General features: G+C 60.7%; 15 protein-coding genes and 1 tRNA gene. 11 read left to right on the forward strand and 5 right to left on the reverse strand.

Annotation, left to right across the window (positions count from 1 at the left end; genetic code table 11):
• Positions 1 to 115 precede the first annotated feature (115 nt).
• Positions 116 to 1288: a thiolase family protein gene (locus tag JQ572_RS03330; protein WP_211381540.1), complete on the forward strand. Its 1173-nt coding sequence runs from the start codon at positions 116 to 118 to the stop codon at positions 1286 to 1288.
• A 108-nt stretch (positions 1289 to 1396) separates the two neighbouring features.
• On the opposite strand, the gene JQ572_RS03335 is transcribed toward JQ572_RS03330, so the two are convergent.
• On the reverse strand, positions 1397 to 4873 hold the full coding sequence (locus JQ572_RS03335; protein WP_211381541.1) for a PAS domain-containing sensor histidine kinase: 3477 nt from the start codon (positions 4871 to 4873) through the stop codon (positions 1397 to 1399).
• Between the two features lie 683 nt (positions 4874 to 5556).
• Between JQ572_RS03335 and JQ572_RS03340 the strand changes: the two genes are divergently transcribed.
• The 3 genes from JQ572_RS03340 to JQ572_RS03350 all read left to right on the forward strand — a co-directional run bounded on the left by JQ572_RS03340 (position 5557) and on the right by JQ572_RS03350 (position 7971).
• Positions 5557 to 5991, forward strand: a complete 435-nt coding sequence (locus JQ572_RS03340; protein WP_211381542.1) for a phasin — start codon at positions 5557 to 5559, stop codon at positions 5989 to 5991.
• 194 nt (positions 5992 to 6185) lie between these two features.
• Positions 6186 to 6262 (forward strand) — tRNA-His (locus JQ572_RS03345).
• An 83-nt stretch (positions 6263 to 6345) separates the two neighbouring features.
• On the forward strand, positions 6346 to 7971 hold the full coding sequence (locus JQ572_RS03350) for a tyrosine-type recombinase/integrase (protein WP_211381543.1): 1626 nt from the start codon (positions 6346 to 6348) through the stop codon (positions 7969 to 7971).
• 604 nt (positions 7972 to 8575) lie between these two features.
• On the opposite strand, the gene JQ572_RS03355 is transcribed toward JQ572_RS03350, so the two are convergent.
• Both JQ572_RS03355 and JQ572_RS03360 read right to left on the reverse strand, forming a co-directional pair.
• Positions 8576 to 8812 carry a DUF6894 family protein gene (locus JQ572_RS03355; RefSeq protein WP_211381544.1) on the reverse strand — a complete coding sequence of 79 codons (237 nt, stop codon included), beginning with the start codon at positions 8810 to 8812 and terminating at the stop codon, positions 8576 to 8578.
• Between the two features lie 222 nt (positions 8813 to 9034).
• A complete protein-coding gene (locus JQ572_RS03360) occupies positions 9035 to 10996 on the reverse strand; it encodes a DEAD/DEAH box helicase family protein (protein ID WP_211381545.1) in 1962 nt (653 codons plus the stop codon).
• 617 nt (positions 10997 to 11613) lie between these two features.
• On the opposite strand from JQ572_RS03360, the gene JQ572_RS35490 reads away from it, so the two are divergent.
• A complete protein-coding gene (locus JQ572_RS35490) occupies positions 11614 to 12276 on the forward strand; it encodes a transposase (RefSeq protein WP_433996195.1) in 663 nt (220 codons plus the stop codon).
• A 279-nt stretch (positions 12277 to 12555) separates the two neighbouring features.
• Here the strand turns inward: JQ572_RS35490 and JQ572_RS03370 are convergent, their stop codons facing one another.
• Complete coding sequence (locus JQ572_RS03370) at positions 12556 to 13281, reverse strand: recombinase family protein (protein ID WP_211381547.1); 726 nt, start codon at positions 13279 to 13281, stop codon at positions 12556 to 12558.
• 229 nt (positions 13282 to 13510) lie between these two features.
• On the opposite strand from JQ572_RS03370, the gene JQ572_RS03375 reads away from it, so the two are divergent.
• Genes JQ572_RS03375 through JQ572_RS03395 form a run of 5 tightly spaced genes read left to right on the forward strand, consistent with a single transcriptional unit; the run spans position 13511 to position 17973 of the window.
• Positions 13511 to 14035, forward strand: coding sequence for a HEPN domain-containing protein (locus JQ572_RS03375; RefSeq protein WP_211381548.1), 525 nt, complete (start codon positions 13511 to 13513; stop codon positions 14033 to 14035).
• Positions 14035 to 15678, forward strand: a complete 1644-nt coding sequence (locus JQ572_RS03380; RefSeq protein ID WP_211381549.1) for an ATP-binding protein — start codon at positions 14035 to 14037, stop codon at positions 15676 to 15678. The genes JQ572_RS03375 and JQ572_RS03380 overlap by 1 nt, the downstream gene beginning before the upstream one ends.
• Positions 15675 to 16793: a hypothetical protein gene (locus JQ572_RS03385; protein WP_211381550.1), complete on the forward strand. Its 1119-nt coding sequence runs from the start codon at positions 15675 to 15677 to the stop codon at positions 16791 to 16793. The genes JQ572_RS03380 and JQ572_RS03385 overlap by 4 nt, the downstream gene beginning before the upstream one ends.
• Before the next feature lie 54 nt (positions 16794 to 16847).
• Positions 16848 to 17576, forward strand: coding sequence for a hypothetical protein (locus tag JQ572_RS03390; RefSeq protein ID WP_211381551.1), 729 nt, complete (start codon positions 16848 to 16850; stop codon positions 17574 to 17576).
• Between the two features lie 28 nt (positions 17577 to 17604).
• A complete protein-coding gene (locus tag JQ572_RS03395) occupies positions 17605 to 17973 on the forward strand; it encodes a ParB/Srx family N-terminal domain-containing protein (RefSeq protein ID WP_349643088.1) in 369 nt (122 codons plus the stop codon).
• Positions 17974 to 19154: 1181 nt separating this feature from the next.
• On the opposite strand, the gene JQ572_RS03400 is transcribed toward JQ572_RS03395, so the two are convergent.
• A complete protein-coding gene (locus JQ572_RS03400) occupies positions 19155 to 20846 on the reverse strand; it encodes a phage tail tape measure protein (RefSeq protein ID WP_211381552.1) in 1692 nt (563 codons plus the stop codon).
• Between the two features lie 12 nt (positions 20847 to 20858).
• Between JQ572_RS03400 and JQ572_RS03405 the strand changes: the two genes are divergently transcribed.
• Complete coding sequence (locus JQ572_RS03405; protein WP_211381553.1) at positions 20859 to 21242, forward strand: hypothetical protein; 384 nt, start codon at positions 20859 to 20861, stop codon at positions 21240 to 21242.
• Positions 21243 to 21295 lie beyond the last annotated feature (53 nt).

The following is a 21295-nucleotide window of genomic DNA, read 5'->3' on the forward strand; positions in this document are numbered from 1 at the left end:
TGATCCGAGGGCGGCGTTTCTGTTTGCCGCGAGGCGGCGCTATATTTTCTCCAAGCTTCGTGTACCAATGGCGCGATAACGCTGGGTTCAAGATCGTTCGAAAAGGGAGAAGACAATGCGTGAAGCCGTCATCGTTTCCTATGCGCGCACGGGCCTCGCCAAATCCGGCCGCGGCGGGTTCAACATCACGCCGCCGATGTCGCTCGCGGCCCACGCGATCCAGCACGCGGTGAAGCGTGCCGGCGTCGAGAAGGACTATGTCGAGGACTGCTATCTCGGCAATTGCGCTCACGGCGCGCCCAACATCGGCCGCCAGGCCGCGCTGCTCGCCGGCCTGCCGACGACCACGGCCGGCGTTTCGGTGAACCGTTTCTGCTCGTCGGGCCTGCAGACCATCGCGATGGCCGCCAACTCGATCCGCTCGGACGGGGCCGATTGCATCGTCGCCGGCGGCGTCGAGAGCATCTCGATCCCGGGCGGCGGCTCGCCGAAGGAATCGATCGATCCCGAATTGCTCAAGGTCGCGCCCGACATCTTCATGGCGATGATCGACACCGCCGACATCGTCGCCGAGCGCTACAAGCTCAGCCGCGAATACCAGGACGAGTTCTCGCTGGAATCGCAGCGCCGCATGGCATCGGCTCAGCAGGCCGGCAAGTTCAAGGACGAGATCGTCCCGATGAAGACGAAGATGAAGGTCGTCGACAAGGCGACCAAGGCCGAGAGCATCGTCGACTATGTCGTCGACCGCGACGAGTGCAACCGGCCCGAGACCACGCTGGAAGGCCTTGCCAAGCTCGAGCCGGTGAAGGGGCCCGGCAAGTTCGTCACCGCCGGCAACGCCAGCCAGCTCTCCGACGGCGCCGCCGCCGTGGTGCTGATGGAGGCCAAGGATGCCGAGAAGCGCGGGCTGAAGCCGCTCGGCCGCTTCGTCGCCTGGGCGACCGCCGGTTGTGAGCCGGACGAGATGGGCATCGGCCCGGTGTTCGCGATCCCGAAGCTGCTCAAGCGCACCGGCCTGAAGATCGACGACATCGACCTGTGGGAGCTCAACGAGGCCTTCGCCAGCCAGTGCCTCTACTCGCGCGACAAGCTCGGCATCGATCCGGCCAAGTACAACGTCAACGGCGGCTCGATCGCGATCGGCCATCCCTTCGGCATGACCGGCGCACGTCTCACCGGCCACCTGCTGCAGGAAGGCGCCCGCCGCAAGGCCAAATGGGGCGTGGTGACGATGTGCATCGGCGGCGGCCAGGGCGGCGCCGGGCTGTTCGAGATCTACAGCTGAGATCGCAAGGTCTGAATTGAATTGCGAAGGGCACGGCGCAAGCCGTGCCCTTCGTCATTGCGCGGGGCCGAAAGCCTTCGTCTATCCCGCAGTTCGTATTTGAAGCCCTCAGGCCTTCGCCAGCGCCTGTGCGAACACCACTTCGATCAGCGTGCCGGTGTTGGCCGTGCTCCTGATGTTGAACCGGGCGCGGTTGGCTTCGACCAGCGCCTTGGTCAGCGACAGGCTCAGCGCCGAATTGTCCTCGGCATCGCCTGGCGGCGGAGTGCGGAACGGCTCCATCGCGGCGGCGACTTCGCGCTCGGTGAGGCCGTGGCCGGTGTCGCGGATGCGCAAGGCAACCTCGCCGCGGTCGGACAGCGCGGTCGAGACGATGACCTGGCCGCCGGCGCTGGCGAGCCGGATCGAGTTCGAGATCAGGTTCATCGTGATCTGCCGCATCGCGCGCGCATCCACGCTGACCTGCGGCAGCGCATGGGCGAGCGAGGTGCGGATGATGATGCGCTCGCGGTTGGCCTGCGGCTGCATCACCACCACGCAGGCTTCGACCAGGTCGTTGAGGTTGAGGTTGGCGAAGTTGAGGTCGAGCTTGCCGGTCTCGATCCGCGACAATTCCAGCAGGTCGTCGATGATGGCGATGACGCGCTCGCCGGAGGCGCGGATGTCCTTCATGTATTCGCCGTAGCGCTCGTTGCCGAGCGTGCCGAAGCGTTCGGAGATCATCACCTCGGCAAAGCCGATGATGGCGTTGAGCGGCGTGCGGATCTCGTGGCTGATCCGCGCCAGCATGTCGGCCTTGGCATTGGCCGCGCCGTCGACGAGGTGGCGGGCGCGCATCAGCTCGCTCTCGCCCTGCTTGCTCTGGGAGAGATCGCGGAAGACGGCGAAGAAGTTCGGGCCGTCGGGCCGCGTGCGGCCCATGATCATCGCGAGCGGAATGACGCCGCCCTTCTTCTCGCGTCCCAGCACCTCGCGGCCGTGGTCGAGCAGGCTGGCGATATCCTGGCTCTTGACGCTTTCGAGATAGTCGGCGACGACATGCTGGCTCTCCGGCGCGAACAGCGTCACCAGGTTCTGCTGCATCAGCGTTTCGCCGTCATAGCCGAACAGCGCCTCGGCGCTGCGGTTGCAGGCGTGGATGTTGCCTTCGGCATCGAACATGACGATGCCCTCGGCCGTGGTGTCGAGGATCGCGGCGAGATCTTCCGCGTCGGCATCGCCGGCCTCGGGCTCGAGCGCGTAGGGGAACGATTCCGGGACGATGGTTTCGGCAACGACAGACTGGGCGACAACGGACTGCACGACGACGGTCTCGGCGGTGACGGGCGCGGCGACCACGGGAAGCGCCTGCGGCAATGCGCAGATCAGCGCGTGCGCGCTCTCGCCGTCCCAGTCGATGGCGTGCAGATGCGCTTCGGTGGTCGGCAGCGGCGCTTCGCCGCTCGCCACCGTCGCGCTGATCGTCACCGGCGTGCCGGCCTGCGACGTGCTGCTGGCCGGGGACACGCCCGGCTCGACATAGAGCGCATCGAGCCCGCCGGCGTTCTCCAGGGCGCTGATGCTGGCATAGCCCATGCGCGCGAGGAAGGCGGGGTTGGCGTAGAGCAGCCGGTCGAGGCGGTAGATCAGGATGCCCGTCGGCAGCAAATCGAGCAGCGCGCGGTCGCGCGTACTGTGGCCGCGTGCGGGCGGCGCGGGCTCGGTCAGCCATTCGGCCGGCGCGTGCGGGGCCTCGGGCTCCGGCGCCGGCGGTTCGGGGGCGATCTCGGCCGCCGGCGGCTCGATCGCGCTTGCTGTGATCGTCTCGCGATCGCGTTCGAGCCGCTCGGACAATTGCCGGGCGAGCTCGTTGAACGCGCTGTTCTCGATCGGCGTCAGCGTCGGCGATCTCTGATCACCGGGTGATCTGACATCGCCCGACGGGCGGAACGGCACGACATTGGGGGGCGTTTCCACGGGTGCTTCCGGATCGGTTGGGTGTGAAGTCACATCGGTTGCGGGTTCGGGCAGTTCGGCGATGGGCTCAGGCTCAGGCGTGGGTTCGGGCGGCTCGATCGGCGGAGGCGGCGCCTCCAGCTTGGGTTCGGGCTCAGGCTCCGGTTCGGACTCGGGTTCGACGATGTCGGCGGACAGGCCTTGCGGCGCCGGCGGCTCGGCGCGCTGCTCGAAACGCCGGAGCGCCTCGAGCCGGTTGAGGCCGTCGAGATCGCGGCAGACGCCGAACCCCCGGAAGCCGGCGAAATTGCGCGCGCTGTCGTAGACGGGAAGGCCCGCAAGCTCGATCGGCAGATGCTCGCCGCCGTCGGCCGGCCAGTTCACGGTAATGCCGGCCCAGGTGTCGTGACTTGCGAGCGCCTCTGCGACGCGCCGGTCCGGATCGAGCGCGAATTCCGCGGCGATCTCCTGCCAAAGGCGGCCGAATCCGGCGGCCGTGCGCGGACCGATCAGGTTGATGAACTCCTCGGAGAGCAGCGCAAAGCGGCCCTCCGCATCCATCTGCCAGAGGAAGCGCAGCGGATGCTGACGCGGTGCGGGCGGCTCTTCATGGCCCGACGGCGGCTCGACCATGCGGGAAATGATCGGCGCGGCCTGCGGCGACACAATGGCTTCCGGCGAGTTTTCAACCGGAGTCTGCGGGGCGCTGCCGGCGGTCCCGGCGAGCGCTTGCTGGATCGACACGATCTCCGTCGCCGGCTCGCTCGCGGGCGATTGGTGCGCGAGCGTCCCGGTTGCGTCCGGCGCTTCGACCGGCTCGGCAAAGGCGTCGAACAGCGCGAATTCGGACGGACCCTCGTTCGCCAACGCAGGCTGCACATCCTCCGGCACGGCGGCTGCAGTCGCGGGCGGCGCAGCCTCGGGCTGAGTTGTTTCTTCGCGCGCGACGTCTTCGGCAGTTTCAGTTTCGACGTCACCAGGCGCGGGCGCTGCAGCTTGCGCGGCCGGCTCGATCAGCGCGACCAGGCCGATATCGGCACCGCTGCCGACCCGTTGCAGCACCATCTGGCCGATGCCGATCGGGGTCTCGGCGCGGCCGAAGCTGAGCGCGTCGCTGCGCGCCTGTTCGAGGCCGGCTTCACCGAGATCGCGGAAGCCGAGCAGGGGACGGGCGGCCTCGCTGGCGCCGACGAACAGGCCGTCGGGCGCGAACACCGCCATCGGCACCCTGGCGCCGTCGACGAGACGAAGCAGGCGCTCGACCAGCGGCATGGTGCGCAGGTTCGGGTCCATCGCGGTAACGAGCACGCCGGAGCTGCCATCGGCAAACTCGAGCCGGGCGCAGCCGCAGGTCATCAGCGTGCCGAGCCGGGCGCCGAAGCCGCGCAGCCGTTCGAGCCTGATGGCGCCGTTCGCCGGCAGCTGGCGGGCGAGCCGGGCGACCTGGCGGCGATGGCCGTCGGCCGGGCCGAAGCTTCGCTCCGCCAGCGCCGCGGCATGGATTGCGCCGAACAGTCTTGCGCCGACCGGATTGGCCCACAGCACGCGCGTGCCGTCGATCGACCAAAGCCAGGCGGGCAGCGGAGAGGTCGCGTGCACGGCCAGCCGGGGATCACCCACGCCTCGCAACTGGAAATCCGAACTCGTCATCCGACCGGCTTCAAGTCTCGCTGTCACGCATCAGGGTACGAGGCTGCCGGAATGACAGCCTTAAGAAAGGGTTAGTATCGCCCGCGGGCGCGGGCAGGTCCACGGCCCCGGTCTACAGGGGAGGCCCTAAAGCCGCGATAACCTTAATCCGGCCGGCGCCGCAAGCCGCTGGCGCTCTGCATCCGCAGGATTCGCGGGGGGCTGCTCATTACCCTCCCCTGGAGGGGGAGGGTCGATCGCGCGAAGCGCGAGCGGGGCGGGGTTAATCTCTCCCCTCGGGCACCGCTTCTGCGGAAAGACTGTCACCCCACCTCGGTTCGCATACCGCTTCGCGCCATGCGGACCGATCCTCCCCCTCAAGGGGAGGATGGGCACTTACGATGTCGCCGCCCGAGCAATTACCCCTACCCCGCCACCTCAACCACCGGTTCCATCCGCCGGGAACCTCATCCTCTCCGGGATTAATTTTCGCAACGCCGCCCAAACTGCGTTGCGATGCACAATGTTGACATGTTAGGCAGCGATAGTGCTGGGCGTTGGGCGAGCCATCATTCGTTTCGCGTTTCCAGTCTTCGTACCCGCCAGGTCTTGGGCCAGTACTCTTCAGCCAAAGACACAGCCCGGTTGGCCGGCGGGCGCGCCAGAAGGCTCACTCCATTTTTCCATTAGCGTGAGGGACAACCATGACAGGTGCGACTGATCCGTTTTCTGCCTCGATCATTCCGTTCGAGGTCCCCGAGCAGATGCGTGCGTTCGCCGAAAAGGGCGTGTCGCAGGCCCGCGAGAGCTATGCCAAGTTCAAGGACGCCGCCGAGACCCACAACGGCACCATCGAGGCCGTGTTCACCTCCGCCCACAAGGGCGCGAGCGAGTACAATGCCAAGGTGATGGAGTTCATGAAGGCCAACACCACCGCCCATCTGGACTTCACCCAGGAGCTGTTCAGCGTGAAGTCGCCGCAGGACGCGTTCGCGCTGTGGACCGGCCATTCCAAGAAGCAGCTCGAGACCTTCCAGGCCCAGGCCAAGGAGCTCGCCGAGATCGCCCAGCGCGCGGCCACCGCCGCCGCCGAGCCGATCAAGGCCTCTGCCGCCAAGCTCTACCCGCCCGCCGCCTGAGCGGCTGGCTGGTTTGAATTATTGAAACCCGGGCCTCACGGCCCGGGTTTTCCTTTGGAAATAACGTCGTTTGAGGGTGGATTCAGTCCGTTTGCGGCCTTGCCAAAAACGGCCGTTGCACCTAGTTTCCGCCCCGTCCAGCCCCCCTCGGTACCGGCCCTTTCAAGGGCGCCCTTCGGGCGGCTCGCAAGGATGCAGTTGTAGCTCAGTTGGTTAGAGCGCCTGTCTGTGGAACAGGAGGTCGGTGGTTCGAGCCCACCCAACTGTACCAAGTTACTAAATTCCCCTGCAATCCCGGCATCTTACTGATAGACCTGACGTATTTGCGCCGCCTAAATACAAAAGGCGCTACAAATGGCATTGCGGATGGTCGCGTTAATTCGAGCTGCTGATGGTCGGTGGTTTGCACGTAAGGGCATTCCTGAAGATGTCCGTGAAGAGTACGCCCGGCTGTACGGGCACAGGCGTGAAGCGCACCTGAAGCTGCCTGCCGATACCCCCAAGTCCGAAGCGAGGGCGCGTCTGGGTGAATGGCTGGCAGAGATTGAGATCCGCATCGAGACGCTGCGGGCGCAACGGAACGGCGATGGACAGCCGCTCACCAAGCTAAATGCCATTGCCCTCGCAGGTCGCTGGTACTTGTGGTTCGTAAAGCAGCATGAGAGCGACCCGGGAAAACCGCGGTATTGGCGGGATCTAAGTGACTACGTCGTGTGGGAGGTGCTCCGCCCTGAGGCGCCCAACAGTTACGAGGCGAACACCAAAGCTGATCCCCGATGGGATTGGATCAAGGAGCCAGACGTTCGTGAGGCCGTGAGGCCGCAAATCGCTGAGCTGGCGCGGGTAGCAACGTTCCTTGCTAGCGAGGGCAAGGCACTGAACCGAGCTGCGTACACCCTCTTCGTGGATGCTGTGAGCGACAATCTTCTGCCCGCCATAACGTTGCTAGAGAAGCGCGCAAACGGCGACTATTCTCACGACGACAATCCTGACACCTTCCCGCCGTTCACAGAAGGGCCATCGAAAGCCTCAGGTGTTAGCTGTTGGGAGCTTTTTGAAGCGTTTGTCCATTTGACCAAACCCAAGCCTAACACGGTCAACCGATGGCGCGCCGTATTTCTTGAGATGCAGCGTGAGTTTGCAGAGACCGGGGCCGATGGCATTACGGAAGACGCAGCGCGCAGTTGGATGCACGGCCTGATCACGGAAAAGCGCACCGCTAAGACCGTGCGTGAGATTTGGCTTTCCGCATCACGGCGCGTGTTCAGCTGGGCGCGCGAGCACAAACGCGTTCGTACCAATCCGTTCAAAGAGGTCAAAGTCGATGTACCTCGCAAGGTGCAGACGAGAGAAGAGGGACGGAGTTTCACAGCCGCTGAAGTAACTACGATCCTGAAAGCCAGCCTCGCGTATGAAAAAGCTACAACCGCTACGCAGAGGACGCGCCGCTGGGTACCTTGGCTCTGCGCTTATTCCGGTGCTAGGGCTGGAGAGATAACCCAGCTGCGCGGCAAGGACATTGAGGAGCGGGATGGCACGCACGTCATGGTCCTAACGTCTGAGGCTGGAACGATGAAGACCGGAGAGACGCGCGTTGTGCCGCTGCATGAGCATCTCATCGCTCAGGGCTTCATCGAGTTCGTGAGGCAAATGGGAAGGGGCGCTCTCTTCTATAACGACAGTACGCCGCAACGAGTGAGCGCTGACCCTCTCAAGCCTTCGCGCAGCCGTGCTGAGACCGCGCGAGCGAGGCTTGGAGAATGGGTAAGAGAACTCGGTGTTACAGACCCCGGCATCAGCCCGAACCACGCATGGCGCCACACATTCAAGCGCATCGCTGACGAAGTCGAAATTTCGGAGAAGATGAACGACGCCATTACAGGACACAAACAGCTTACCGTTGGTAGGAACTACGGGCCGCCACTCGTCACCGCGATGGCCAAGGCCTTGAGAAAATTTCCGCGATACAAGCTAGATTGAGGCGCCTGTGAGTGCACAGTGTGTGCGACGGCGAGCCTCGCCCACAAAATGCCGCACCAAGGCAACCCGATGACGGCGCAAGGCCGCTCAGGGGCTGGCGAGAACCACGTCGGCTAACCCACGAGGAGCGGACGAGACCCGGAGCAGTTCGGCAGGTCGCAGTTTGACCCGGAACGGACCTGCCTTGGTTGAAGAGCAATTGCCCTAATTTGGATCTAGCGGCGACCCAATTCACTAACGACACGTTAAATTCTTTGGCATGTGAGCAATACTGACCAGCGCCGAACGCAGCGGAGGTTCCAGAGTGGTTACATCACCGCCCGCAACGGCAGCTACCGGTGACTGAGAGTTCTGTAACGCTCCCGCCTGATCAAGGCGTGCAACATGCTCCACCATCCCCAAACGCTATGTCCAACGTGTCGAACAGAAGCGGTGCTGGCTCGGATTACGCCCGGCCACTTTGGCTTCGATATCCGGACATTTGAATGCCCCGCGTGCAAGGACGTCCACCAGCTTGTGGCCGATTTGGTTGATCCGATGAAATCCCCACGAACAACCGGCTGGCTCTGCGGCCAACTGCAAGCGCCGACGTAGCGGCTGCACGTTAATGAGCCGGGTTTTTGTATGAGGGCCTTGAATACACGGGCACGGTGCCAATCTCACGTCCGTCATCGCTGATTATGGCGATGCGACGCTCAGGATCATCTTCGGGGTTATCAAGTGAAACGCCGATCGCCAGCGTCGTCGCTCTGATGATTGCCGCGATATCGTCGTCGCAAACAAAGCCCGATGAATCAAAAAGCCTGTGGCCATCCTCAACATCAAAAAAGTAGCGGGGCATTGGCAACCTCCAGATTGCCAAGTTCTTGCAGATGGCATTGTTCCGATATGAGGCCTCATCAGTTGGCGGCCTCTAAACCTGCCATGTCGCTTGATGGCCCATAGCGGCATCTCAGCCAAGCTGGCCCTATGTCCGCCATTGCGCTCTAAGCTGACGTGCCGCGAAGAAAAAAGGCCGCACCTGAGGCTCCGAATGGAAAACCTTGGTGCGGCCAGTGCTGGATCAGGCGGCCTTCACGAGGAAGCTCTTGGAGCCACGGCCAACACCTGGAATGTACTTCACGCCCAACTCCATAAGCGCCTGTGTGGTCGGGTGTGCGGTGTTGTTCAATGTCTCGCGCAGCTTCTTCACACTGCTGAGCTGCAGTGCATGTTGGATGACCGAAAGGGAAACGATGCCTGCGGTCGCCTTCCGCATGTACTCGATTAGCCGGACGTGAGAGCTTCCTGCCCGAGGTCTCTTCTCCTTCGCAGGGTCGAGCGAGAAGTCCCAAGGGCTCACGATAATACCCGGCATGTCCGCCTTGATGTCGTCAAGGATGGCATCTCCCGTACCGTCATGCGGCAGCACGATGAAGATGTCAGCGGCTGGACAACGCCCTTCAGCGTCGATGACGTGACGGCAGCAGATACGGTTCATGGCTTGTATGACCGAGACAGACAACTGCCGTTGCTCCATCTCCTTGCGGACATTCTTGTACTGCTTCCATTCGGGCGACTTGAGCCACTGATTGTCCTGAGCGCCCTGCAAAGCACAGAACATGTTAGTGGCCCACGTTTGGGGCCGGTACGGCAGGCCGAGGATGAGCGCCGTGTCGAAGTCCTGCCACGTGTTGCGACCGTCAACGGCGCCCCAGTGCCCCATCGAGAACTGCTTGAACTTAGCCTTCTCGGCCCATCTTTTCGTAATGACCTCTTCGACGTCCTTATGGACGCACATGAACACAGAGCGCTCCGGGCGTACCGCTGCCTCGATTGATTGACGAACACGGGACAGTCGTTCCCTGATCCGTTCAATCATGGCGTTCTTCCCAAGACCAGAGCCCCGCGCAACGTGGAGCCTCACGCTGCTATAGTCCCTTGCGCGCCCCGGGATGGTTGGTCGCACGTGTCCTTCCTCGAAGAGGTCCCACAGGAAGTTCGCACGTGCGGTGGCATCGAGGACCACAGGTCCCGGCGCGTTCAGAGGCACCGCCAGAGCCGCCGAGTTGATCGAATGCCACTCACCTGACTTGGAGTAGTAGGCGAACTGATCCAAGCAGGACTGAACGGCATTGATCGTTTCCTCAACACGCTTGGCCAAGCGGGTTCTGTCTGCGGTGCTGGTGTGGTTGTACACTATCCGGTCGTACGGGAGAGCCAGCATGGCCGAGATGAGAGGTGCGAAGTCTACGCACGCGGGCGCGCTCCCTTCTCCCCAGATCAGCGACATAGCGCCGTCGAGGTCCTCAAGGTCAACATATGCGAGGAGCACCTTGTGCACCTCTTCGAGAACGGCAACTTGCTCAGGCAATTCAGCGCGCACCGCAGGCGGAATGAGGCCAATGACGAAAGCCAAGTTCTCAGTCGTGGCGCTGCTCTCGTCCACGACATTGGCAAGCGCCTCGTCAATGATGGTGAGTAGCCGCTGTCCGCCTTTCCAAGACACAAGTCGGTCCCAAGGCCGCCAGTCTTGGCCCTTGAGGTTCCGCTTGGCATTCAGGAACGCTTGGTGGGTGATGATCACCACGTCGCTCTCATGCAGCTCTTCCGGTTTGGCGTAGTTGTCCGAGTGGTGCACGACAGCTACTGAGCGTCCCGCCAGTCCATTGATTGTGTTCTGAATGCTGTTCGCATCTTCCCTCAGTCGCGTGACGATGAGCATGCCGACAGGCTTAAGGGTGTCCGCGGTCTCCCGATTGAGGTCCGCTTGCATAGCGGCGTACACGCAAGTGCCTTGGGTTTTACCAGTGCCGGTTGGAGGCTGCAAAATGCGCCATGGAGATTGAACACCGCTGGCTGCTTCAACGATGGAGGTTCCGAAGTTCTCACCCATGATCCTCCAGAGCGTCTGAAGGTCTGACGAGGAGTGTTGACCAAGGCCGCCTTCGGAGCGAGATTTAGTCCAGTGCGAGTTCATGCGCTGGCTGAAATCCTGCGGGCACACGAGTGCATGTTTTGCTTTCGGTAGTGTGGTGACGTCCATAATGTTGGTGTTCCTTGTAGGACACGACAAGCCGCGCGGTGAACTCAGAGGAGCACCGTGAGAAGGCTTGTGACTGTGGGTTTATGAAAATGGTTGGTCTGGATAGACCAGCCGAAGGAGCCCCTGAAGGCTCTAAAGGAGGTAGTGGAGGCTCAGGGGTTGGTTGGGGTAGTGTTCTCGTAAATCACCCCCCAGAAGCTCTAATAGAAGATGGTCATTAGAGGTCTCAGGGGGATATTTCCTGATCACCGATACAGTTTATGACAGGATAGGGACTTCCGCTCCGACGTCGCAAAAGCGGCTCAAGGGCATTCCTCCGGCGCCACAGGGAGCCCTCACCAATCGAGCCGGCTGCTTGGCTCACCAAAGAGCCATCAATCATCAAAACCCCATCAGTGAACTTCTCTTGAGCCTCAGGCGCCGCTGCCAGTGCTGAGGTATCCTTGGTGTTCGCGCCAAGGCTTTACCGACGGTTTGATGTTGAGTTAGCGAGGCACGGAAGGCCCGCTTTCGTGCAGAAGGGCGTGGTGGCGGCTTCTAAGTGTCTGAAGCAGATGCAATTCAAAGCGGCATGAGGGGTTCTTGTATGCAGCTAACGAAACGCGTAGATCAGAGGCGTGCCGGAGCTTCCCTTGCCTTCTCCCTTCGAACACGATGGTGCCGCCCGTCAGCTTCTGGAGGCATTGCGATGGCCCGATGGTCCCCAATGCCCTCGCTGTGACGCCCGAGAACCTACCGTGTTCATAATCGGTGGTGAGAAGCGCACCCATCGGGAGGGGCTTTACCAGTGCAAGCGGTGTCGTCGCAATTTCAGCGTCACCGTGGGAACACCCTTGCAGCGCCTGAAAGTTCCTTTGAGCACTTGGGTGCGTGCGGCTCGTGAGTTCAGCGCCGATGACACCAATCGACCAGACAACGCAAGGCGCGGGGATAACCTGGTGCCCTTGGGCGAGCTGGCGCTTAAAATCGGCGTTTCCTACAGGACCGTGTTGCGGATGCGCGACATCCTCAAGCGATCCGCGAGCAAGTACAGGGGACACAGGAACGGCTTTGGTGCGTGGCCCCGGAGCCTGATGAGGCACAAAAAGGGCACTCCAGAGAAGACGATTAGGTCTTCTGGAGAACTCATCAAATTCATGTCGGCGGGTCCGAAGGCAAAGGGGATGCTGGATCGTACCGAGCAGGTTCTACGGCTCCTCCTTGCCGCTCGGCCCAAAGCAGTCCGACGCAAGCGCCGCCTTTCTACTGGGAGTGGGCGTGATAGGCCGCTAACGCCTTGATGATGCAAAGAAAGCCCACAAGATGCGCGGGTGTTCGTATGCAGCTAACGAAACAGAGGCCTTTTGTCTCCCGACACAAGGCTCATTGAGGTCGAAGGTGAAAGCGCGGCACCACACCATCTGACCCTCAGCGGGACCCGAGGGAAGCGGAGTGCATCGGTCAGTCTGATAGCGCTTGGCGCTTTAGCCCCCATATTTTGAAGGCGGGGGGGCGGGGTCGATCAGGAATGGGACCCGGTGGCCAGATGGGACCCACAGAAATTGCAAAGCCAGCCGGTGTTAATCGGTTGCTCCGTCAACTGCGGTGATCGAAGGCCGTGAGGTGCGGACGAGCATCAGCTTCACAGCGGTCGGTGCATAGGGCTTGCCTGTCTGCGTCATGTGCCCTGCATCCGCGAGGGCTGCAGAGATTTCTCTAAGGGACCGCTTGCCACCCTTTGGTCGCGCCCGTGCCAGCTGGCGGGCGAAGGCAACAGTCTCAGGTCGTTCCTCCGCGATAGACTTGCGCCCTTCCACCTTAATTCCCGCGCGTCTCTTACGATCCCGCGCGCCTCTCAGTTTTGCCACCAACATCGCCTTCTCAAACTCAGACACTGCTCCAAGGACCTGCCTGATTAGCCGAGCGGTGGGCGTATCGTCCAAGAACGACGTTGGGCTATCAGCGGCGATCAGATCGAAGCCGCGAGCTCTGAGCATCGCAAATCCGACCTCTTGGACCATTAGGTCGCGTGCAAATCGGTTAGCCGTCTCGACGACAATTGTTTTGGTGCCGTTGGCCTCCAAAGCCTCAAGCATCTCAGCAAAGCCGGGACGAGTGTCGATTGGGTCAGAGCCCTTCACCGCTTCGTCATGGTAGGTGCCCGCCAGCTCAATGCCAGCTCGCTTTGCGAACGTCTCGATGGCCTGCAGTTGTCTGCGGCCGCTGTCCTTGTCCTCCCCGATATTGGCCGCCGAGGAAGTCCTCAAATACGCGAATGCCTTGATCGATTTCGATGTCTTTCTCATGAGTTGGTTCCAATTTACGTATCTTATTCTTGAGAAATAGATACACGCCTTCGGGTATTTTGCAAGATGGATATCTACCCACCGTAATTTCGCTGGGCCGGAACTCGCGCGTTAGTTGACGCAATCCATGCTAGTGTTGCGGGTGAGGGTTCGCATGAGATGCCTAGATCGAGGATGACGCCTGACGTCGTGTAGGCCTCACGCGGAATTGGGGTGGGGAAACGGAACGATGGCGTTGACGCCGATTGAGCACGAGCTCTTCAAGCTACAAAAATTCAAAAAGAACCAGATCAATCATATGCAGAATGGAGTGCGCCTAGCGGGTCTCGCGGGCGTGCCTCTCGAAGACCTGTTGCGACAGGCGAGCTCCGCACGGTTGAAGCTAGCTAAGCGTTTCCTTCGCAGCTCACGGCACCTGATGTCTCACAGGCCTGTTCTATATAGGGATGTCGTCTCGCGAGCGTACTATTCCATCTACCACTCAGCTCGGGCCGTGTCGTTCCTGAGCCATCCCGGCGATGACTATGAGGAGCATGACAAGGTAGCGACGGGACTTCCGCCAGATTTACCGGATGTCGAAGTCTGGAGGAATAAGATCAAGGATGCGCGGCTGAAGCGCAACGAGGCGGACTATGAGCCGTTCATGGTCTCTGATCCTCAGTTCAAGCGAGCAAGCGCAACAGTGCTGAGCACGGCCAACGACTTCATTGTGGTGTGCTCGACATACCTGAGATCAGAGGGGTGTAACGTTTGATGCCCGAGAACGTCAGAAAAAGCTTCGCCGAGAATGGGGTGGTCGTTCGTGGGGTGGAAGTCCGGTCATTTCCTGGAGAAACGATTTACGTGGTTGAGGTAGACCCCTCCGCGTTCGAACAAGCCATGCGAACGAGTACCCAAGTTGAAGGCACACTAGGGCCCGGAAACTTGGTCGTCGTTCGCCAAGCAAAGGTTTCAAGCCAAGAGGTCGCCAGTGCGGTTCACTCAATCAATGATGAACGAGTTAGCAAGCTAATTGAGCTTCTAAACGAGCGCTCTCGGACATCGGAACAGCAGCCGAGCTTGGAGTACATCAAAGACGCCGCCGAGAACCTCCGGGTTGCGGTCACCCGCCGGCATCATCTCATCTTCGGTCGTCGTGGCGTCGGAAAGACAGCCCTGCTTCTGGAAGTGAAGAGGCGGGTCGAAAGAGCGTCGGGTGCGGTCCTATGGATCAACATGCAGGTGTTAAGAGGGCTGGACGCGAACAGGTCATTTCTGACGGTTGTTAAGCGGATTTGCGAGCTACCGAGCGTCCTGCATAAGCAGCGAACCCTATCCCCCGCTAGCATTGCTAAGGCCGATGACCTCGCGCGCCGGGTCCAATCTCTGTCTGACCTTTCATCGCTCCCGGAGCAAAAGGTGGCGCAGCTCATCCCGGACGCGCAGCGTCTGGTGGCCCTCTTATGCGCCGAAATGGCCGGAGATTTGTTCATATTCATTGACGACCTTCACTATCTTGAGATGAAGGACCAACCTCGCTTCTTGGATTTATTGCACGGGATTACGCGGGACACGGCCGCGTGGCTGAAGGTCGCGGGGATCAGGAACCAGTGCAAAACCTTTACGGATCACCCTCCTGTGGGGCTCCAGAGCGGTCATGATGCGGCCGAGATTACGCTGGACATAACTTTGGAAGAGCCCAAGAAAGCCCGCGGCTTCCTCAGCAATGTCCTGCAAACCTACCTTAGCGCTTCGAACATATCTAACCGCACTGGTGTTCTTTCTCCTGCGGCGCTTGACCGGTTAGTCTTGGCATCAGGCGGCGTTCCGAGAGACTTTCTAACGGTAGCAGCTAGGTCGGTTCAGATTGCAAGACTACGAGACAACGCAAGACAGGTCGGCGCTCAGGACGTCAATGAAGCTGCCGGTGAAGCAGGTAAGCAGAAAAGGAATGATCTTGAGGAGGATGCTGCGGCATCGACCGGTCAAGCCTCCGTCCGCCTGACCGCATTGGACCGCATCCGAAGGTTCTGCATCGACGAACGGCATTTTTCCTTTTTTCGGATTGGCCTCCGAGACAAAAACGACCATACCGATGCCTACCGGCTCCTCCAGAGCCTCGTAGACCTCAGAGTGATCCACCTCGTCAAATCGAGCCTGTCTGAGGCTCATGAGGTCGGGGAGAGATCCGAAGTCTACATGGTCGATTTGTCTGAGTATTCGGCGTCTCGTTTGAAGAAGGATCTCTCGGTCATTGAGCTGAAGGGTGACATTCTTGTGCTCAGGAAGACGGGTAAGGAGGGAAAGCGCGTGGACGCGGACACCGCGCGGAAGGTTGTTCAGGTGTTTCGAACCGGCCCGGAGTTCTCTCTCGGCGATTTCGATGACCTTCTTCCCGCGTTGGGTGTTTTCGCTTGACCGATGAATTGCACATCGAGCTTGCGAACCGCCGCGTGCATTGCTTGATCGCGTACCTTGAGCCCTTTCGCATCGTTGAAGCGGAAACGCTGACGCCTTGGCAAGTCTCAATAGACGACGTGAATGCTCTCAACTGGGACTATGTGAAGCTTCACGAAATTGTCGGAGGAATAGACGTCGGACTGCCGGCCCCATTCAACCTAGTCGTAACTAGAGACGGCGCACTTGCCCTCCCGCCGATCAAGGAGCTGCAGGCGGATCACGCTTCGGTCGAGTTTTTTAACCGTTGTCTGGCCGGCTTTTTGATTGGTGGTGTGTATTGCGAAGCGATTTCGTCGGATAGCCTTGATTTGGGGTCGGTTATCGACTGGAAGTATGTGCGCAGTCACAAAACAGGATTAGCTGCCCCAAACCGTTTTCACGAGCAGATTAGGTACCGCAAGGCTTCGGCTCTTGAGGCCATTTTGCTGATGGACCCGCGCACTGTGCAATTTTCGATCCTGGTTGATGCGATGAAAACGGGATTGTCCGTGTTGGACGAAATCACCAGACTTCGCGGCGATATCTTATTGAAGGGCGTAACAGGTATTGCTCGCCGCGATTGGAGCGCGGGTCTCTCCAATCTTTGGATTGTCATCGAGCAACTTGTGTCTCACGTTTGGAACGATGCCATCATCAAGAGAGCGGAAGCCGTGAGTGCTCCCAAAGCAAGACGGGATCAACTCGGAGACAACAGAACTTGGACCGTTGCCGTAAAGTTAGAATTGCTTCACCAGTTGGGCTATCTGAGCGCTGGCGCACTTCAGGAGCTATCGGTTGCTCGAAAAGCAAGAAACGACTTAGCACACGAAGGCCGTACGCCGTCTGAGGCATCTGCCCTTAGTGCGTTCAATGGGGTGCGCCATCTCGCCAAGGTGATCCTGCCGCACAAGCACATACCGCTTTTCGATCTTGATCTGGCCGATCACGCAATCTCGGACCCTTTCGCTCCCCGACGGCTAACCGGAGAACCCAAGTACTGGATGGCAATTCCAAAGCTGCCCGGCGAGGAGGAGCTTGAACGGCTTGAAGGATCATTGGCGCATCAGGTCCGGTCAGATCAACGCACCCGATGACGTGGTTGCGATAGTGCATTGGACGTCGATACCGGAGCGGGGCCGGAGGCAATCGTGGAAATCGTCGATAACCTGGAGACGCTCCATCGGGAGGAAGAGAGGCTCCGCGGAGAGCATCAAAAGCTCGTGGTTTCGAAGGAAGACTTGGGCGACCACATTCATATCATCCGAGAGGCGATGAATATGATTTGGGCGCTGTTGCATGAGTACCAGCACAAGAGCGAAGACGAACTTACTATGCAGTTCCTTGGCATTCGCCTTTTCAATACGGCAGCCGGTTCGATCAAGCTGGCCTACTCGGGATACTATCAGGGTGCATTTTCATCGCTGCGTGACTTCCTCGAAACCTTCTTTCTGATCGACTACTTAGGCACTCACCCCGAGCAAATCAGTAGTTGGAGCAGTGCAACCCAACGGGAACTGAGGGGGAAGTATGGGCCAAATGCGATTAGGAGCGCGCTGGACGCTCGTGACAGTTTCAAAGAGGGAAAGCGCAAGGAACTCTATGACCTGATTTCCCATCACGCGACCCATGCCACGCCAAGTGGGTTCAAAATGACAACTAACGATATGTTGGGGGAAATAGGACCTTTCTATCGAGAGCTGAACTTCGAAGCGTGGATGGGCGAAGCCGCAAAGATGGTCTGCAATGCAGGCATCGTATTCGCCGCGTCATTCAAGGCCGTTGACGAGCGCATACTCACAACGAAGGCCGTCTACCTCGAGCACCTGAACATTTGGAAGAAGAAGTACTTTGGCGGTGCTGACGTATGGAAAACATAGTGCTGTTCCTTTGCCGATAGACGAAGGCGTGTTGAACGAAGCGCGTGCCTTGGTGAGAAAGGCCGGGATGGGTGATTTCGTTTGCGTGGGATCGGCGCCAGCCTCTGAAGGTGCAGAAGGCCTTGTCGAGATTTCGCTGATTGATCCTCCGACGCGTCATGCGGGTGTCCTGAACTTTGACAAGCCCGACCCCGACAGGCCGGGTGTCCTGCGGAGCGCCAGCATCCTGTCGGCCATACGTGACAACTCACCGCTCCCACCGGTGGTTCTCTTTCGGCGGGCAGGGGAAGCGCGATACGAGCTCCGCGACGGTTTTCACCGCTTCCACCTGTCTGCAGCACTGGGCTTCACCCATGTGGCCGCAGTAGTGACTGACTGGAAGCCCGGCGAATACTGACATTGAGCGAGCAGCGCGGACTGCACCCGCTCCCTGAGGACGCCCTGCGGCCAACACCGAGATATTGGAAAATACAAAGGCGTGCTACAAAACAGCAGGAGGCGAGCGCAAATTCCTCAGTCTTTTCAGTAGGGAAATTGGCGGTTTAGGGTTCCCACCCAACTGTACCAGATTTTCTAATTTAAGATCAACACCTTGCCGATTGAGTCGCCTTGACTGGCCGCTCGATCACAATTTCGCGCAAGCAAATAGCAAGCAGCGAGAAGAGTTTCGCGGCCTCTGGAGATCAATTCCCCACCCCCTCGCTCACACCTTTGCCGCACCGCTGACCGGGGTTGGCGAAACGCGCAAGCCATGCAATCGCGGCATGTGTCCGCCTGTTCGCACCTCTACATGAAGCTATTTTCTCTCAAATAGGAAATGCGGCCGTCCAAGCCGTCCAAGTCGTCCGAAACGCTATAGCCATGCGGGTTGCTCATGCGTGTGGTTTTCCGTCCGGTGCCGCCCGAGCCGTCCGGAAAATTCGGGATCGTCAGGGGGCTTGGCGCGATCCTGACGCTGTGGCGCGCGCGGGGTGCGATACGTCAGGGTTGTCAGGTGAGAATCCCAACTTTGCGGCTGGCGGGTTTTCGGGGCGCGCTTGTGCCGTAGGGGCTAGCCCCCCGGGAAGGACCCGCGCCCAATAGGGCTGCCGCAGGCCGGAGGGCGCGCCACGAAGGGAAGCGCGCGCCATGCGAGGACACGATCGAGGGCGTGACGATGCGTCTCCATGATCGCCGACATGCACGGGCAGCGTGCCGAGCGCGAGCGGCGAGGGGGGCGGCGGGGGCAGGTGCAGCCAGCGAGCGGGCGAAGCTTCTCTCGACATCGCCTCGGGGTGACCACGTGCGCACCGGCGACGGCGCGGCGCACCGCGAAGGAAGCGCGCGCCAGCGGACGTCATCGAGGGCGCCAATGATGCGTTGCCCAAGCGGCCCGACGCCCAAGGCTAGCGCGCCAAGGCGGAAGCAGTAAGCCACACGCCGAACGCCGCGCCGCGCGACCGGGAGAATTTGTGTCGTACGAAACAAAACAGCGGCCCAAATGGACCGCTGTTTCAACGTGTCGGGCTGGATGCGCCCAAGCTTTGTGATTTTGACGCATGGGCGCCCGCCGCTGCGAAGCCTAGCGGCGCTCTAGCGCTACTGAGGCGGCCCCGCTTCCGGCATCGACCGGCCCGTTGATCCGGAGGAGCCCGTTGCCGGGCCGCCGCTCGATCGGAAAGCGTTGATGCCGTTCTGCACGGTCTGTTGCACCCGCGTGAGGAAGTCGGGCGACGGCGAGACCGTCACCTCCGTTTTGAGCGTCGCCTCGCCAACAACCTTAGCCTCGACGGACTCGCCGCTCCCGCCGATGCCAGTCGCCTTGCGGATGTCGTCGATCGTCCAAGACGACGCCATCTGCCCGCGCCCCGGCGTGCCCGGCCCGGCATAGCCGAGATCGGTCAGGCTCGCCTCGATCCTGGCGCGCTTGGCATCATTGAGCGCCTTGAGTTGCGCGTCATAGGCCGGATCGTCGTGGCCGTAGATGTCGGCCGCCGTTTCCGAGTCCTCGATCGCTTTCAATTGATCGAAGCGATAGCGCGGCCCGGCCTCATACCGCCGCAGTCGGTTGATGTCGTCGTCATCGAGCGCGGCGTCGGCGATTTGCGTGAGCGCGAGCATCGGCGCCATCGCCGCGACAGCCTTGCTCAAGCCGAAACTACCGCCCTTGCCAGTAATGAACTCTGCCGTTTTGCCGATGCCATCCGCGCCGAGTGCACCCGTCATCGCCGCAAGCCAGCCGCCGCCGGCAACGATATCTCCCGGTCTTGTCTTGCCGTGCTCAGCGGTATAGGCGAGCCCGCTCGCAAGCCAATTCATGCCCTGATTAACCGCCGGCATCATCGGCGCCGTCGTGTTCGCGAGCGTGTTGTCGAGTTGGGCACCGATCGACTTGGCGATCACCTTCGGATCGTTCTTTTGGAAGTCCTCGGCCGCCGCACCGCCCTTGGCATGCGCAATCAACTCGGCATCTTTTTTGATGCGGGCCTGTTGCGTGGCAAAGATGCTCATCATCTGCGCCGTCGTCTGTTGCGATGCGAGCGCTGCAATCACCTCTTGGATTTGCGTTGGATCGGTGACGCCCTTCGCCGCAAGTGTCGGCAACAGCACGTCGTTCACCCATCCGTAGGGATCGGTCTTGCCGGGCTGCAAGTATTCCTGACCGGCGAACGCGCCCGGCAACACGCCCTTGACGTTGCCGGTCGATGTCTTGATCACCTTGGACTCGTCGGTGATCAGGCCATATTTGAACGCCTGCTCAAGCGCCTTATTGGACATCTTGCCGCCGACGAATTGGGTGTAGAAGCTCGACAGCGCCTTACCGGCCGACGATCCGCCCAACTCTTGCGCCAGCGTCAGTGCCGTCTTGAGCATGAAGTCGTCACCCAAGGCGTTCGTTGCCGCGCGACCATATTTAAACATCTCATAATAGTCGGTCGGCCGCAGTGTGTCGCCGAACACATTGACGGCCTTCGCCATGCCGTCGATGTAGTGGTTGAACTTCTCGACGTTCTGAGTGACGCCCTTGATCTCCATGCCTTTGACGAGCTTGTCGAAGTCCTCGCCCAGCTCCTCGGCCTTCTCCGGATGCGCTCCGAGCGCGACGACACGCAAGCGCATGAGAGGGTCGAGAATTTTAGTCGCCTCCTCGAAATTGCCGACGACGGAGCGGATGTTGCGGGCAGTGTGCATGGCGTCCGTTTGCGAAATCGATTTGTACTTCATCGACATGGCGCCGGCGAGATCGTTCGCTTCCTTGATCTCCTCGGCCGTCATGCCGGCGGCCGACATGCGCGTTTCCTCATGCGCGCGATCGGAAGAAACCCTGACAGTCTCACGCGCGAGAGCGCTAACGGCCCGAGAGGCGCCATAGGCTGCCGCCGCGCCAGCGGCCATCTTCGCGCCGGTCGCGATCGTGTTCGAGGCGCGTTCAAGGCGCCCCGCCTGTCGATCGACAAGCGCAGCCATGTTCAATTGCTTCTGCACATCGCGGTTGAGCGCGTTCGCCGCACGCGCGATGCGGTTGATTTTCGCGGCGACGGCATCGAACGCACCGCCGGTCGCATCCTTGCCTTTGATGACGGCAAGGGCTTCAAGAATTGTACCCATGATGATTTCCCTTCAAGACTTAGTTGCGGCGCTCGCCCCGGCGCCATTCCGTTCGTCGAGCATGTCTTGCTCGTATAGCTTCACGCGCACAGCGGTTGCTATGACACGAAGTGCGAGACCGTCCTCGCCGC

This window comes from Bradyrhizobium sp. SZCCT0153 (assembly GCF_018129995.1).
Lineage (GTDB): Bacteria > Pseudomonadota > Alphaproteobacteria > Rhizobiales > Xanthobacteraceae > Bradyrhizobium > Bradyrhizobium japonicum_G.

Bases quoted from the DNA above. Each gene is read 5' to 3' on its own strand.
- JQ572_RS03375 (WP_211381548.1), top strand. From the start codon at position 13,511: ATGGCGTTGACGCCGATTGAGCACGAGCTCTTCAAGCTACAAAAATTC.
- JQ572_RS03350 (WP_211381543.1), top strand. From the start codon at position 6,346: ATGGCATTGCGGATGGTCGCGTTAATTCGAGCTGCTGATGGTCGGTGG.
- JQ572_RS03340 (WP_211381542.1), top strand. From the start codon at position 5,557: ATGACAGGTGCGACTGATCCGTTTTCTGCCTCGATCATTCCGTTCGAG.
- JQ572_RS03335 (WP_211381541.1), bottom strand. From the start codon at position 4,873: ATGACGAGTTCGGATTTCCAGTTGCGAGGCGTGGGTGATCCCCGGCTG.
- JQ572_RS03400 (WP_211381552.1), bottom strand. From the start codon at position 20,846: ATGTCGGCCGCCGGCATGACGGCCGAGGAGATCAAGGAAGCGAACGAT.
- JQ572_RS03370 (WP_211381547.1), bottom strand. From the start codon at position 13,281: ATGAGAAAGACATCGAAATCGATCAAGGCATTCGCGTATTTGAGGACT.
- JQ572_RS03380 (WP_211381549.1), top strand. From the start codon at position 14,035: ATGCCCGAGAACGTCAGAAAAAGCTTCGCCGAGAATGGGGTGGTCGTT.
- JQ572_RS03405 (WP_211381553.1), top strand. From the start codon at position 20,859: ATGCGCGCGATCGGAAGAAACCCTGACAGTCTCACGCGCGAGAGCGCT.
- JQ572_RS03355 (WP_211381544.1), bottom strand. From the start codon at position 8,812: ATGCCCCGCTACTTTTTTGATGTTGAGGATGGCCACAGGCTTTTTGAT.
- JQ572_RS03330 (WP_211381540.1), top strand. From the start codon at position 116: ATGCGTGAAGCCGTCATCGTTTCCTATGCGCGCACGGGCCTCGCCAAA.
- JQ572_RS03360 (WP_211381545.1), bottom strand. From the start codon at position 10,996: ATGGACGTCACCACACTACCGAAAGCAAAACATGCACTCGTGTGCCCG.